Here is a 13913-nt window from a genome sequence, read left to right as displayed (position 1 = left end):
GGGGGCGGCCCCCCCGGGGGCCGGGGGGCCCGACGGCCGGGTGAGGTGGCTGGCGGCGAAGTCGTCCAGGAGGGAGGCGACGGTCTCCTGGGCGCAGGTCTTGTTCGTCCCGATGAAGCCGGTCGCCCCGCGTTTGATCCACCCCGTGACGTAGACGCCGGGCTCGACCCGTCCCGCCTCGTGCGGGATCGTCGCGGTGTCCTCGTCGAAGGGCAGCCCCGGCACGGGACGGGCCCGGTAGCCGACGGAGCGCAGGACCAGGCCCGTCTCCAGGGTCAGGGTGTCGCCGGTGGCGCGGGCGCGGACGGTGCCGTCCTCGTCGGTGTGCAGCGTGGTGCGGGTGACGTCCAGGCTTCGTACGGAGCCTTCGCCGACGATGCGCACCGGGCCGGTGAGGAAGCGGAGGACGATGCGGCGACGTCCTTGGACCGGCGTACGGGCTGCCAGTTCCGCCAGGAGCCGCGTCTTGTCGGTGGCATCGGGCTCCAGGTCCTCCGGCCAGCCCTCGACGCGTACGTCCACGTCCTCAAGGGCGCTGAGCGCGAGGAGTTCGGGCACGGTGAACGCGGCCTGCGCGGGTCCGCGGCGACCGAGGAGGACGACTTCGCGGATCTCGCTGGTGCGCAGCGCGGCGAGCGCCCGGTCGGAGATGTCCGTACGGGCCAGGGAGTCGGGGTCGGCGGTCAGGATGCGGGCGACGTCGAGGGCGACGTTGCCGTTGCCGATCACGACCGCGCGTGCGCAGCGCAGGTCGTGGGCGTCGTCCGCGCGGTCGGGGTGACCGTTGTACCAGGCGACGAAGTCCGTCGCGGAGACGCTTCCGGGCAGGTCCTCGCCCTCGATGCCCAGGCGCTTGTCGGTCGCCGCGCCGACCGCGTAGATCACGGCGTGGTGCTCGCGCACCAGGTCGGCGTGGGTGACGTCGGTCCCGACCTCGACTCCGAGGCGGTAGCGGAAGCCGGCCTGCGACTCGATGGCCCGGAACAGCTCCGTGACCCGTTTGGTGTCCTGGTGGTCCGGCGCGACGCCGGCGCGCGCGAGGCCGTACGGGGTCGGCAGGCGGTCGAGGACGGTGGCGCGCACGCCGGGGTGGCGCAGCAGCTCGTCGGCGGCGAACAGGCCGGCGGGTCCGGCGCCGACGATCGCGACGGACAACTCACCGTTGGATACGCGCCGTTGTTCGGGCACCACGTGCATGGGTGCGCGGTCGGCGTGCGGGTTCTCCTTGTAGTACGCGGTGTTCAGCTCCAGGAACGGCAACTCCTGCTCGCTGAGGGCGGTGTGGGGCTTGAGCGCGTCGACCGGGCAGGCCGTCGTGCAGGCGCCGCAGTCCACGCAGGTGCGCGGATCGACGTACAGCATCTCCGTGGTCGCGAAGCCGGGCTCGCCCGGCGCGGGGTGGATGCAGTTGACCGGGCAGGCCAGCACGCAGGAGGCGTCGGCGCAGCAGGAGCGGGTGACGACGTACGGCACGGCGGGCTGGTCTCCGTTCGGGCGTTCAGGGGTTCGGCGGGGCGGGGCTCGGGCGGTGGGGCGGTGCGGTGCGCGGTCGGTGGGCGGGCCGTGGGGCCTCAGCTGGTGAGCGGGGCGGGCTCGCCGCGGAAGCGTGCGGGGCGGCCGTCGATGCGCAGCGCCCTCCACAGCGGACGGGAGGCCTTGTTCATCAGGCCGATGTCCTCGGCGAGCATCCGCACGTCGGAGAAGAGCTCGTGGAGCAGCTTCCGGCCGGCCTCGGACTTCCAGAAGACGTCCTTGATCACCCACGCCGGGATGCCGACCTCCGCGGCGGACTTCCGGTCGGGGATCATGATGACGTCGCACAGACCCCGCATGACCAGCGGGAACAGCACGGACAGGGCGCCGCGACGGGCCTTGCCGTAGCGGGGCACGCGCAGACGCAGGAACTCGTGGGCGAAGGAGATGTGGCGGGCTTCCTCCGCGATGTGGATCTGCATGATCCGCTGCGGCAGGGGATGCACCGGCTCCCCACTGCGCAGCGCCGCCTTCTGAAGGTGGTCGATGGGCTCCTCGCCTGCCAGGATGCCGGTGAAGAAGACCTCCGGGTAGAGGGAGCCGAACACCGGGAGTATCCGGCTGAGTTGGCGGAACCACCGCTTCCCTCCGGCGGTGTCGACACCGGTGCGGTTGACCAACTCCTGGAACATCTGGGTGTGGTGGGTCTCTTCGGTGATCTCGTGGGTGAGGTACCTGAACTCCAGGTCCCGGTTGTCCAGTTGGTAGATGTAGTCCAGCGCTCCACGCATGAGCAGGTTCTCGAACTGCATGCCCACCTTGGCGATCACCGCCCACCGCCAGATCCCGATCCGGATGCGCGTCTCCAGCGGTTGTTCCCGGTACCAGGGGTGGGCGCCCAGCGCGTCCGCCGAGGTCAGGACCCAGCGGGGGTCGCTCGTGTCCACGGCGAACTCGGGATCGTCCCACTTGATGTCGGTGAAGGCGTTGAAGTGGACGTTGACGGAGCCCTCGGACAGCGTCCGCAGGCGCTCGTCGTAGGCCTTCCGGGTCAGGTGCGCGGTCATCTCGTCCTCGCTCGTGTGGTGGGCGTGTCGGACCGGTGGGACTGGTAGGACCGGTACTGCGTACGCGGGAGGGCCCGGCGGTCAGGCGGCGCGGGTCGCCTTGCGGGGGCGCTCGGCCTCCGCGCCGGAGGACCCTGCCTTGTCGAAGCGCAGCGGGGCGTCCTCGATGGGCGCGCTCCGCAGCATGGCGCGGTCGCGGTAGTAGTTGTTCCACAGCCGCCACGGGTCGCGGGTGCCCTGTCGCGGCATGATCTGGTCGGCCCGCGTGATGTAGCCGGAGGTCAGCGCCTCGCCCATGACGGAGGACTCCGAGCGGTCGGCCTCGTGGGCCACCGGGGTCGCGATGTCGTGTCCGTGGCGCCGCATGTGGGCGAGCAGGCGGGCGGTGTAGGCGGCCGCCAGGTCCGCCTTGAGGGTCCAGGAGGCGTTGGTGTAGCCGATGACGAGGGACATGTTGGGCACGCCCTCCAGGAGGACCGCCTTGTAGAGCACGCGGTTCCTGACGTCCACCGGGACGCCGTCGACGGACAGCGCCATGCCGCCCAGCAGCCGGACGCTCAGTCCGGTGGCGGTGACGACGATGTCGGCCTTGAGCTCCTCGCCGGACCTCAGCCGGATGCCGTCGGCGGTGAACGTGTCGATGTGGTCGGTGACGACGGCCGCCTTGCCGCTCTTGAGGACCTTGAACAGGTCACCGCCCGGAACGACGCACAGCCGCTGGTCCCAGGGCTTGTAGCGCGGGCTGAAGTGGCGCATGTCGACGCTCTTGCCGACGCGGGCCCGGACGAGGCCGAGCAGGATCCTGCGGGCGAGCCGGGGGTACGCGCGGCAGAAGGCGTAACTCCCCCGCTGGAGCGCGATGTTGCGGGTACGGGCGATCGCGTGGGTCAGCCGGGCCGGGGCGCGCAGCTTCTGCAGGAGCGAGGTGACCGGGTCCATCTCGGGCAGGGCGAGGACGTAGCTGGGCGAGCGCTGGAGCATGGTGACGCGCGCGGCGGTTCCGGCCATCGCGGGGAGCAGGGTGATGGCGGTGGCTCCGGAGCCGATGACGACGACGCGCTTGCCGGTGTGGTCGAGGTCCTCGGGCCACTGCTGGGGGTGGACGATCTCGCCCTGGTACGCGGCTTCGCCGGGGAACTCGGGGCGGTAGGGCGCGTCGTAGTCGTAGTAGCCGGTCGCACCGACGAGGTAGCCCGCGCTGTACGACTCGCGCGCGCCGGTGGTCTCGTCCTCGACCTCGACCGTCCAGCGGCCCTCGGCGTGCGAGAAGTCGGCGCTGATCGCGCGGCGGCCGAAGCGGATGCGCTCCAGCACTCCCGCGTCGGCCGCGGCGTCCTCGACGTACTGCCGGATGTCCGCGCCGCCGGCCAGCACGCGGGCCTGGCGCCAGGGCCGGAAACCGAACCCGAAGGTCGACATGTCGGAGTCGGAACGGATGCCGGGGTAGCGGAACAGGTCCCAGGTGCCGCCGACCCGGGCGCGCCGCTCCAGCACGACGAGCGACGCGCGCGGGTTGTCCCGCAGGACGTGGCGCGCGGCGCTGACGCCGGATATCCCGGCGCCGATGACCAGGACGTCGATGTGCTGCTGCTCCATCGCGGAGACCCTCGCTCTCGCTCGTGGGCACCTGGGCGGTTCAGGGGCGGTGGACCACTGCCGCCGGGGAGGCCGGCGCTTGCCCGGGCTCGCGGTGACACCCGTGCCTGTACCCGTACTCGCAATTTACCTGCGACACGGAGTTTCAGATACCGCCGGTAACGTGACGTGAGTCACTTTGCGGCGTGTTCGGTCCGACGGCGGCGGGGAGCCTGATAGCGGGCGCGGAGGTCACCAGGCTCTTCGTCCAAGGCCGGACCCGCCCTGGACGGGGGCTCCCCGCGCGCACATCGCTGGACACGCATACGCACGTACGCAACGCACCACAGGTTGGGGGCCGTTGACGCGACGTACGCCACACGGACGCCGGACCGCCGCGACGCGAACCACGACCGCCCGGCCCGGCCCGGCCCAGCCCGACCCGACCCGGTCCGGCCCCACATGATGTTCGCCCCGGCGGGACATGCTTCCGCACATGAAGCCCAGCCGGACGCGCGCTTGGGTGATCACCGCGATGGTCACCGCCTTCGTCGCCTACGCCCTCCTGCTGTGGCAGGGGCCGTGGTGGCTGGACGGCGCCCGCCTACGGGGGCAGACCCTCCAGCCCGCCACCGCGATGGTGGTCACGGGCTTCCGCACCGCGCTCGTCGCCCTCGGCGCGGGAGCACTGGCCGGGGCGGGCCTCTACTACACGGACCGCACGCTGCGGCACACCCGTACCCGCGACCAGGAGCAAGCGGAGATCGCCCGGGACGGCCAGGTCACCGCCCACTACGTCGAGGCCATCAAGCTGCTCGCCTCGGAGCGCACCGTGGAGCGCCTGGGCGGGATATACGCCCTGGAACGCATCATGCGCGACTCCGCCAAGGACCACCTCAGCGTGGTCGAGGTCCTCGCCGCGTTCGTCCGGGACAAGGCGCCCTCCCCCACCGGCAGCGAACCGGCTCCCGCCCAGCCCCTGGACGAGTCGGTCCAGGCAGCGCTCACGGTCATCGGCCGTCGGCCTCAAGCGGAGGAACCGTTCCGTCTGGACCTGCGCCGCACGGACCTGCGCGGCGCGGACCTCCGGTACGCCCGGCTCTCCCGCGCGCGCCTCGCGGGCGCCCGGCTCTCGGGAGCCGACCTGATCGGCGCCCGACTGGAGGACGCATGGCTGAGGGGGACCCATCTCGACAACACCTGGCTCGACCGGGCGGACCTGTCGGGAACCTTCCTCAGGGACGCCGACCTGCGGGGCGCGAGCCTCAAGGACACCCGCTTCGACGACACCCGCCTGTTCGCCGCCGACCTCTCCACCGCCCTCCACCTCACCGCGCAACAGCTGGAACGCGCGGTGCTCGACTCCGGCACCAAGCTGCCCCCGTCCCTGGGCAGTCAGCACGGGTCGTGAAGGGCCGGGCTCGGCGGGCGCAGGGGAAGCGCAGAGACCGCACGCGCCCGCACACTGCTGTGGCGCATCAGGGACGTCCTCCGCCGACCGGTGAGGAACCATCATCAGCGCCACTGAGCGCGCAACGGACGGGATCCTTCCCGCACTCGGGAAGTGATTCCAAGACGTCCGTCAGGTCAGCACCCTCGGTCGTAGAGCGCGCGCAGCCACGGTTCTCTGACCGCGGGCATCCCCGCGAGCGTGTACCGGAACGCCCCGACGGACGGCTGCCATGGGTACCCGTGCGGCGGCAGCGGGTCGTCACGCTCGACGCCAGGGGGCAGCCCGCCGACCACCGGCAGCCTGGTCCGGTGGGGCGGGAAGGCCAGCTCGGCCCAGAGCGCGGCATCCATGGGTACCGGTTCCGCTCCGGCACTCGGCTGCCACGGGTCCCCGGTCTGCGGGTGGACCGGCACCACCACCAGGTCAGCGGCCGGCTCCCCGAACCCCGGTCCCGCCAGGTCCAACCGCTTCGTGCCCTCACCGGCGCCGTCGCCGGCGGGCAGCAGCACGCCGAGTGCCCGGCCGAAGAGCTCCGCGAGCGGTCCGAGCGCGACCTCGACCGGCGCGCCTCCGGCGGCCGCCACCACGCGCGCGAGGGCCACGCCCACCGGGATGTCCCCGTACTCGCTCAGCCGGTGCCACAGCGCACCGGTGCCCAGCAGTTCCGCCCAGTCCATCACCGGCCGTTCCGGCGGGCCGGGCAGCCGCACCACCGCCTGAGGGAGGAGCCGTACGAGCTGCCAGCACCCGCAGTCGTCCATCCGCGAGCCGACCGGCAGATCACAGCCCTGGCACGCGAGGTTCGGCCCGTCCCTCCCGTCGATCCCCCTGCAGTAGCCCCCGGCCCGTTCGAGGATCAGCCTGGTGCCGCGCAGGTCACCGGGCGCGAGGAGGATCGTGTCCGACGGCCCTTCGGGCAGCGCGCCGAACGGCGCGAATCGCCCTTGCTCAGCCGCCTCGCGCGCCCCGACCGCGTCCCACTGCCTCCACGGCGGCCCGCTCGGGGCGGGGTCGACCGCGTAGGACCCGGCCTCCATCAACGGCGGGTGCAGCATCTCCCAGTGGGCGTCGGCCAGGTGGATCGGCAAGGCCACCTGGGACACCGCCGCCGTCAGAACAGCACCGCATTCAGCGCACCCGAACACCGCCAAGCCGCCCCCTCCCCTCGTCGCAGCCCCCGCATCTCACCAAGCGAGCGGACCGACGAACAAGAGGTTTTCGGGCAGCGCGGCGCCCACGACTACCGCTCACGCCCTGAGCGCGAGCCTGCCGCGGGCGCCGGGCCCGGACACTCACTCGGTACGGGGTGCGGCTCCCGGCCGGTCGTCCACGTCCGGGTCGTCGTCGCCCTCCTCCCGGACGTCTTCGGGCGTGGGAGCCGTGATGTTCCGCTGCTCCGCCGACCGCTCGCGCGTCTCGTCGTCGACGGGAGCGTCGTGCTCGTCCGGAGTGTTCATGGGATCGTCCTCTCCCAGGCCGCGCACGGATCACAGGCGCCGACAGCACTGTCGGCCCCGACCTCTCCGCTCGCGGCCGGTCTTCTCGGTGTTCTCGTACGGCCACGCGCAACCGGCGCGGCCGGATTTCCGACCATGTCGGCCGGTTCCCACCCGATCGCAAGCCAAACTCACAGGAGAAGCGGATCGCAACCGAGGGCCGGAGGGCGCAGCGACCAAGACAGTCGCACACGGTCCCGCTCGTCCGGTCACGGCGCGGGGCGCCCTGAACAGCCTGGTGCCAGCCGGCCAGAGGCGGCTGGCCCGGTCCGGAGCGCTCCAACGACTCGACCTCCACGACCCCGTACGAAGCGAAGCCTCGGCGTTCACCCGATCGGGTGCATGGCATCGGTGAGACCCGACCGCACGGGCACTCCCGTACCGGGACGGAGGTCGCACCACCCCGTCCAGGCGCGGAAGGGATCCGCTGAACGAACGGGACAGCCACTTGCGCCGGGAAACCGAGCGGAGCGCTGTCCCGGCAGGTAGACCGAGAGCATGACCAATCGCGCCGTGGCCCTGGACCGCAAGCTGTTCACCCGGATCGCCTCGGCCCGCTGGCCCCATGCCGAGCGCTGGCTGCCGTCGCTCAGCGCCGCGGCGAACCACGGAAAGCTGTGGGGGGCGTGCGCGGGGACCCTGGCTCTGGTCGGCGGCCGTCCGGCCCGCCACGGCGCGTTGCGCGGAGCCGGCGCCCTCGCGCTGGCGTCCCTGACGACGAACGTCATCGGCAAGGGGCTCACCCGTCGCCGCCGTCCGGACATCTCCGGCGTGCCCTTCTCCCGCAGGCTGGCGCGCGCACCGCACACGACGTCCTTCCCCTCGGGACACGCCGCTTCGGCGGCCGCGTTCGCCACGGGCGTGTGCATGGAGTACCCGGTGGCGGGACTCGTGATCGCTCCCCTGGCGGCGACCGTGGCGTTCTCCCGCGTGTACGTCGGGGTCCACTACCCCAGCGACGTACTCGTCGGCATCGCGCTGGGCGTGGGCGCCGCGGTCGCCACGTGCCACTGGTGGCCACGGCCGGGGCACACGGCCCGAGCGGAGGCGCGCCGTACGCGTGCAGAGGCTCCGGCGCTGCCTGGCGGCGCGGGACTGGTCGTCGTGGTCAACCGACAGTCGGGCGCGGGCCTGCCCGGTCGGGAGTCCTCCGCAGAGCGCATCCGCGAACTCCTGCCACGAGCGGACGTACGGGAGCCGGGTGACGGCGAGGACCTGTCCGACGTACTGAAGAAGGCCGCGGACGATGCCGAGCGCGCGGGCGGGGCACTCGGGGTGTGCGGCGGGGACGGAACGGTGGGAACCGCCGCCCTGCTCGCGCTCGAACGGTCGCTGCCGCTGGCGGTGTTCGCGGGCGGGACGCACAACCATTTCGCGAAGGACGTCGGGGTGCCCACGTTCGCGGACACCGCGACCGCGGTGGAGGGCGGAAAGGCCCTCCGTGCGGAGATCGCCTCCGCGTCGGACGGGATCCACTTCCTGAACACGTTCTCCATCGGCACCTACCCCGAACTGGTCAACGCACGGGAAAGCTGGGAGAAGCGGGTGGGCAAGCCGGTCGCCACCGTGCTCGCACTCGTCCGCACGCTCCCCGCCGCACGCCCCTTCACCGTCACGATCGACGGTCGGGAAGAGTGCCTGTGGCTGCTCTTCGCCGGGAACGGGGTGTACGAGCCTGCCGGACTGATCCCTCTGGGCCGCCCACTCCTCGACGAGGGTCTGCTGGACGTACGTACGGTCAGCGCTGAGCATCCCCTCGCCCGTACGCGCCTGATCGCGGCCGCGGCGCTGGGCCTCCTCCAGCGCTCGCCCGTCTACCGGGTGGCACGGACGGGCTCGCTCACCATCAACCCCGGTCCGGACGTCGAGTCGATGGCCTACGACGGTGAGACCACCCCGGCCCCACCCGCGCTGGACCTGCGCAAGGTGGGAGAGGCGCTCACCGTCTACGGCCCGTGAGCGGACACGCCCCTGGCCCCACGGCGCGGCCGCCGATCGTCCAGGCGGGCGGAGTCAGGGCCTGCGCACCCGGTACTGCAGGTGCAGCACCCGGTCGCCCTGGACCACCACGTGCGGGTCCTCCAGCAGGTGCTGGCCTTCCGTCGCGCCGAAATAGCGCTTGCCGCTCCCGAAGACGACCGGGACGACGTCCATGGCGACGACGTCGACCAGCCCGAGGGCGAGCGCCTGGCCGCCCACGTCGCCCGCGGTGACCGCCACGGACCGCTCTCCAGCGAGCTCCTTCGCCAGGGCGATCGCCTCGGGCACGTCGGTGGCGAAGTGGTAGTGCGACGCCTCGGGGTGCCAGTCGGCGGGCCGGGGCCGACGCGAGACCACGACGACGTGCTCCCCGGCAGGCGGCTTCGCGTTCCAGCCGTTGGTCAGGTCGAAGAGGTGCCGACCCATGACGGTCACGCCGAGGCTGTCCCACATCGGCTGCGCGTAGCCGGCGGACGTCTTGGAGATCCGCAGGCCACTGCCGTCGCCGAGCGGAACGTCCCCGTTCCCGTACCAGTCGAACAGCGGCCCGACCTGGTCCTCGGTGTCAGCGATGAATCCGTCCACGGAGACGACTGCGTGCATCAGTACAAGGCTCATGCTCATAAGACTGTCGCAGTCCGCGAAACTCATCGCTGGTCCTGTTCGCGAGAGACGGCTCTGGCTCAACTTCTTTGGTGCCGGCCGGAAGCCAGGGCGTCGGCAAGCCGCGCCGCCGGATCGCCGGTGACGCGGTGTGCGGAGCGTCCGGCCGGCCAGGTCGAGATTCCGTCGTCCACCCACCGTGGCACTACGTGGAAGTGCAGATGGGGCACCGACTGCTCAGATCCCGGGCCGCTGGCGCTGAGGATGTTCACGCCCGAGGCGTTCAAGGCCGTCCGCGCAGCCTCGGCCACGCGCTGAACCAGCACCGTCGTCACGGCGAGGACCTCAGGCGGGGTCTCGAACACGTCCGCGTAGTGCAGTGTCGGAACCACCAGGGTGTGACCCGGCGCCAGCGGGTTCAGTGGAACAAATGCACAGGCCACCGGCCCACGATCCACCCAACTCGCGGTGCCTTCACGGATGAGCCCGCAGAAAACGCAATCCATGCGACCGACCCTGCCAGAGCCATGGCACTCGCCAAGCACGCGGGCTCTGGTCGGGACGGCAGGAACGGCCCACGCACCTGCCCACGACGCTCTCGATCGCGCCGTCGCCCTGGAGGCTTGGTTCCGCTGTTACCTCTTGAGTGCGCGGTAGCGCTTGAGGAGCGCGGTGATGCGGGCGTAGTCGTTGGAGCCGTTCAATTCGGTCAGCAGGTCGTCCGGGCACAGCTCGTAGTGGTCGCCCCACCAGCGCCGGCCCTTGTTGTCCCAGATCCGGTACCCGCCCGGAACGCCTCGCGCGACATAGCGCCGGCCACCCATACCGCTCTCCTCACACGTGATCCCCCACAGGAAAAAACTGGTCACGGCCTTGAAGCGACTCCTTTTGCTCACACGCCACCTCCTACGGCAGCCCTGAACGCCGGGGTGACTTGGCGGTCCGGGCACACCGCCCCTGGCCTTCTGCCGGGTCAGCGGGTGGCGACGGCCAGGCTGACCACGTAGCGCTCCTCGACCATCCCGCCCGGGAGGACCGCCGTGAGGAGCTCGCGTTCGGCGGCCAGGAACGTGTCGGTGGCGCTCTTGCCCAGCACGAGGAAGTCGGAGTAGCTCGCGAGATTCGCGAGGTGCGTCTCCAGTGGGACTGTCCTGGTCCACCACACCTGCCGGGTGGTGAAGACCAGTTCGGTCGGCAGCTTGCGGAACCGGGCCGTGGGGTCGGGTTCGCCGTCCGGGGCGCCGAAGAGGCGGCGCAGGCGAGTGTCCTGGTCGGCTATCCAGCCGATGGTGTCGTCGGAGTCGTTCCACCACAGGGCGAGTGCGCCGCCGGGATGCAGTACGCGCAGGGCTTCGGGGACCGAGTGGTGCGGGTCGGTCCAGTGCCAGGCCTGGGCGTAGGTGACGATGTCGACCGAGTCGGAAGCCAGGGGAAGGTGGTTGCCGTCACCGAGCACGACGGGGACGTCGGGCAGCCCGTGGCGGAGCTGGGCCGCCATTTCAGGCCCGGGCTCGACGGCGATGACGCGGGCACCGGCGGCGTGCAGGAGGGCGGTCCCCAGTCCCGTACCGGCGCCGATGTCCGCGATCCGGGCGCCTTGGAGGGGGCGGCCGGCGAGTTCCTCGACCGCGTCGAGCAGCGCGGGTGGGTACGAAGGGCGGTTCGCGGCGTAGCTGGCGGCGGCCGTGTCGAACGAGAGGGCCTGCGAAGTGATCTCCATAGGGCCATCCTCTGCTTTTCACGGCCTCCAGAGCCAGCGGATACTCACAGGTGCGAACGTGGGCTCGGACGGGAGGCTTCAGACGCCGGGCGGCTTGAGCTCCCGCTGGTGCGTTGCGGTCCGTAGGGTGGTGTGGATGTCATCCATCGGCGGCGGTCCGGGTGCCATGTCGGCCAGGCGCGACATGCAACATTGCTTCGAGTCCTCTGCGGCGCAGCACCGAGTTCCACAAGAACGGAATACGGGTGTGGCGACTCCGACGCCTACTGCCGCCCCAATCCGGTGACGTAACCCCCAGTCCGTACGTGCATGAAGAGGCAGATCCTGCCCTGCGCATCCCCCGTGAGAGCTACACCGGTTGTCCACTCACGGGGGATCCTCATTGGTCCAGACCAACCCCTAGTTTGGTTGAGGACGGCCCGCCTGTGGTGGCGTGGCCCCCTTCCCTCCCGAGGAGTGGCTCGTGTCCAAGCAGAGGCTCATCGCCATGTCGGCCGCCGCCGTCACCGTCGCGGCGCTCGGCGCCCTCACCCCGTTCGGTTCCCGCGCCTACGCGGCGGAGTGCGCCACCCCCTATGCCGCCGCCACCGTCTACACCGGCGGCATGTCCGCCTCCTCGGGCGGCCACAACTGGCAGGCCAAGTGGTGGACCCAGGGCGAAGCCCCCTCCACCGGGGGCTCCGGTGTCTGGTCCGACCAGGGCACATGCGGCGGAGGCGGGGGCGGCACCACGCCGAGCCCGACCCCCACCCCCACGAGCTGCGACCACCCGGTCTGGGCCGCCGGCACCCAGTACGCCACCGGATCGGTCGTCAAGTACGCGCCCAACGGGCAGTACTACATCGCCACCCACGACAACCCGGGGTACGACCCGACCATCTCCACCTGGTTCTGGAGCCCCTACTCCTGCACCGGCGAGCCCACGCCCACGCCGAGCCCGACCACCCCCGACCCCGGCGGATTCGTCGTCACCGAGGCCCAGTTCAACCAGATGTTCCCGAACCGGAACTCCTTCTACACCTACGCCGGACTGGTCAACGCGCTCTCCGCCTACCCGGGCTTCGCGAACACCGGCTCGGACACGGTGAAAAAGCAGGAAGCGGCCGCGTTCCTCGCCAACGTCAACCACGAGACCGGCGGGCTCGTCTACGTGGTGGAGCAGAACACCGCCAACTACCCGCACTACTGCGACGCCACCCAGCCGTACGGCTGCCCGGCCGGCCAGGCCGCGTACTACGGCCGCGGACCCATCCAGCTCAGCTGGAACTTCAACTACAAGGCAGCCGGCGACGCCCTCGGCATCAACCTGCTGAACAACCCGAACCTGGTGCAGACCGACGCGGCGGTCGCCTGGAAGACCGGCCTGTGGTACTGGAACACCCAGAACGGCCCCGGCACCATGACCGCACACAACGCCATGGTCAACGGCGCCGGCTTCGGCGAGACCATCCGCAGCATCAACGGCTCGATCGAGTGCAACGGCGGCAACCCCGCCCAAGTACAGAGCCGCATCAACGCCTACCAGAGCTTCGCCGCCGTCCTCGGCGTCACACCGGGCAACAACCTCTCCTGCTGAAGCCTTCGGCCACCTCCACCGCCCCGCTCTGCCCGCAGGCCCGGGGCGGGGTCAGTGGTGGATCTGGCCGGCGACTCGGCGGACGGCTTGTTCGACGAGGTCGGGGCGGGCCACGTGGATGTAGTGGTCGCTCCCGTCGGCGACGCTGATGCGACTGCGCCGGGAGAGGGCGAGCCAGTCGTGTTCGCCCCGCGCCCAGGAGCGTTCCACGGCGTGCCCGTAGTCGGGGATGGACTGCTCCAGGTAGGGGATCCCGTGCCGGATCACCTCGACGGGGATCGGACCGGCCGGGCGTGCCGGCGCGTCGGTGAGGGCGAGCTGTTCGGGGTTCTCGCCCTGGAAGACGGCGAGGAACTGGTCGCGGATCTCGGCGGCGGGGCCAGTCGCATCGGCGGGTATGGCGCGCTTGAGGTCGGCGGCGAACGTCGGAGGTGTGGCGTCCAGCAGCACCAGTCCGGCGACGCGGCCCCGGTGGTCCGAGGCGTAGCGGGCGGCGAGTTGCCCGCCGAGGGAGTGGCCGGTCAGGACGACGGGGCGGCGGCCCGCCACGCGGTCGAGCACTGCGGTGAGCACCTTGTCCACGTCCGCGCGTGACTGGGGTCCGGTCGGGGTGTCACTGGTGCCCTCGCCGAGCCGGTCGTAGGAGCAGACCCGCCCACGCGTGCTGAGCCGGTCCTAGATGCCCTTGAACTGGTCCAGGCCGTCGCCGAGCCCGGCCATGAGGACGACGACCGGCTGTCGGGGGGCCGTGTCGCCGGAGCAGGAGACGTGGACCGTGCGGCCGCCGACCGTGATCGTCCCGTCGCCGGTGAACAGGTTTTCGCCGTGCACCGGCGAGGTCGCCGAGGACGGGCAAGCGGTGAACCCCGTACCCGCCACTGCGCCGAGCAGTACTGCCGCGACAGCGGCGAGGCGTGCCTTGCGGTGGTGGAACTTGCGAGCCATGAACGTCTCCAGAATGTGGGGGTGT

At 71.4% G+C, this 13913-nt stretch carries 13 protein-coding genes and 1 pseudogene; 3 read left to right on the top strand and 11 right to left on the bottom strand.

The features are described from left to right. The 3 genes from ABT160_RS33460 to ABT160_RS33450 all read right to left on the bottom strand — a co-directional run. The coding region (locus tag ABT160_RS33460) for an FAD-dependent oxidoreductase (protein WP_351651708.1) at window positions 1-1473 on the bottom strand (1473 nt) is incomplete at its 3' end. Between the two features lie 98 nt (window positions 1474-1571). After that, complete coding sequence (locus ABT160_RS33455) at window positions 1572-2540, bottom strand: AurF N-oxygenase family protein (protein WP_351651707.1); 969 nt, start codon at window positions 2538-2540, stop codon at window positions 1572-1574. A gap of 81 nt (window positions 2541-2621) precedes the next feature. Continuing rightward, complete coding sequence (locus ABT160_RS33450) at window positions 2622-4136, bottom strand: flavin-containing monooxygenase (RefSeq protein ID WP_351651706.1); 1515 nt, start codon at window positions 4134-4136, stop codon at window positions 2622-2624. A 475-nt stretch (window positions 4137-4611) separates the two neighbouring features. Here ABT160_RS33450 and ABT160_RS33445 point away from each other — a divergent pair, with 475 nt between their 5' ends. Then, window positions 4612-5526 carry a pentapeptide repeat-containing protein gene (locus tag ABT160_RS33445; protein WP_351651705.1) on the top strand — a complete coding sequence of 305 codons (915 nt, stop codon included), beginning with the start codon at window positions 4612-4614 and terminating at the stop codon, window positions 5524-5526. Window positions 5527-5702: 176 nt separating this feature from the next. Here the strand turns inward: ABT160_RS33445 and ABT160_RS33440 are convergent, their stop codons facing one another. Beyond that, complete coding sequence (locus ABT160_RS33440) at window positions 5703-6662, bottom strand: hypothetical protein (RefSeq protein WP_351651704.1); 960 nt, start codon at window positions 6660-6662, stop codon at window positions 5703-5705. A 198-nt stretch (window positions 6663-6860) separates the two neighbouring features. Then, window positions 6861-7025 carry a hypothetical protein gene (locus ABT160_RS33435; RefSeq protein ID WP_351651703.1) on the bottom strand — a complete coding sequence of 55 codons (165 nt, stop codon included), beginning with the start codon at window positions 7023-7025 and terminating at the stop codon, window positions 6861-6863. 537 nt (window positions 7026-7562) lie between these two features. On the opposite strand from ABT160_RS33435, the gene ABT160_RS33430 reads away from it, so the two are divergent. Further along, complete coding sequence (locus tag ABT160_RS33430; RefSeq protein ID WP_351651702.1) at window positions 7563-9023, top strand: bifunctional phosphatase PAP2/diacylglycerol kinase family protein; 1461 nt, start codon at window positions 7563-7565, stop codon at window positions 9021-9023. A 54-nt stretch (window positions 9024-9077) separates the two neighbouring features. Here ABT160_RS33430 and ABT160_RS33425 read toward each other — a convergent pair whose 3' ends face one another. The 4 genes from ABT160_RS33425 to ABT160_RS33410 form a co-directional block, all read right to left on the bottom strand. Then, window positions 9078-9662: a dihydrofolate reductase family protein gene (locus ABT160_RS33425; RefSeq protein WP_351651701.1), complete on the bottom strand. Its 585-nt coding sequence runs from the start codon at window positions 9660-9662 to the stop codon at window positions 9078-9080. Between the two features lie 65 nt (window positions 9663-9727). Further along, window positions 9728-10153 carry an HIT family protein gene (locus tag ABT160_RS33420; RefSeq protein ID WP_351651700.1) on the bottom strand — a complete coding sequence of 142 codons (426 nt, stop codon included), beginning with the start codon at window positions 10151-10153 and terminating at the stop codon, window positions 9728-9730. Window positions 10154-10282: 129 nt separating this feature from the next. Beyond that, complete coding sequence (locus ABT160_RS33415; RefSeq protein WP_351651721.1) at window positions 10283-10471, bottom strand: hypothetical protein; 189 nt, start codon at window positions 10469-10471, stop codon at window positions 10283-10285. 149 nt (window positions 10472-10620) lie between these two features. Continuing rightward, window positions 10621-11367 carry a class I SAM-dependent methyltransferase gene (locus tag ABT160_RS33410; RefSeq protein WP_351651699.1) on the bottom strand — a complete coding sequence of 249 codons (747 nt, stop codon included), beginning with the start codon at window positions 11365-11367 and terminating at the stop codon, window positions 10621-10623. Between the two features lie 463 nt (window positions 11368-11830). On the opposite strand from ABT160_RS33410, the gene ABT160_RS33405 reads away from it, so the two are divergent. Continuing rightward, window positions 11831-12943, top strand: a complete 1113-nt coding sequence (locus ABT160_RS33405) for a glycoside hydrolase family 19 protein (protein ID WP_502984347.1) — start codon at window positions 11831-11833, stop codon at window positions 12941-12943. A 51-nt stretch (window positions 12944-12994) separates the two neighbouring features. Here the strand turns inward: ABT160_RS33405 and ABT160_RS33400 are convergent. Together ABT160_RS33400 and ABT160_RS33395 are read right to left on the bottom strand one after the other, a co-directional pair. Next, a pseudogene (locus ABT160_RS33400) lies at window positions 12995-13591 on the bottom strand (alpha/beta fold hydrolase); the annotation flags it as partial. Between the two features lie 27 nt (window positions 13592-13618). After that, entirely contained in the window at window positions 13619-13888 is a 270-nt protein-coding gene (locus ABT160_RS33395) for a hypothetical protein (protein ID WP_351651698.1), read from the bottom strand. Window positions 13889-13913: the final 25 nt, after the last annotated feature.

The organism is Streptomyces sp. NPDC001941 (assembly GCF_040296945.1).
Lineage (GTDB): Bacteria > Actinomycetota > Actinomycetes > Streptomycetales > Streptomycetaceae > Streptomyces.
This window is presented reverse-complemented; position numbering and strand designations above follow the sequence as displayed.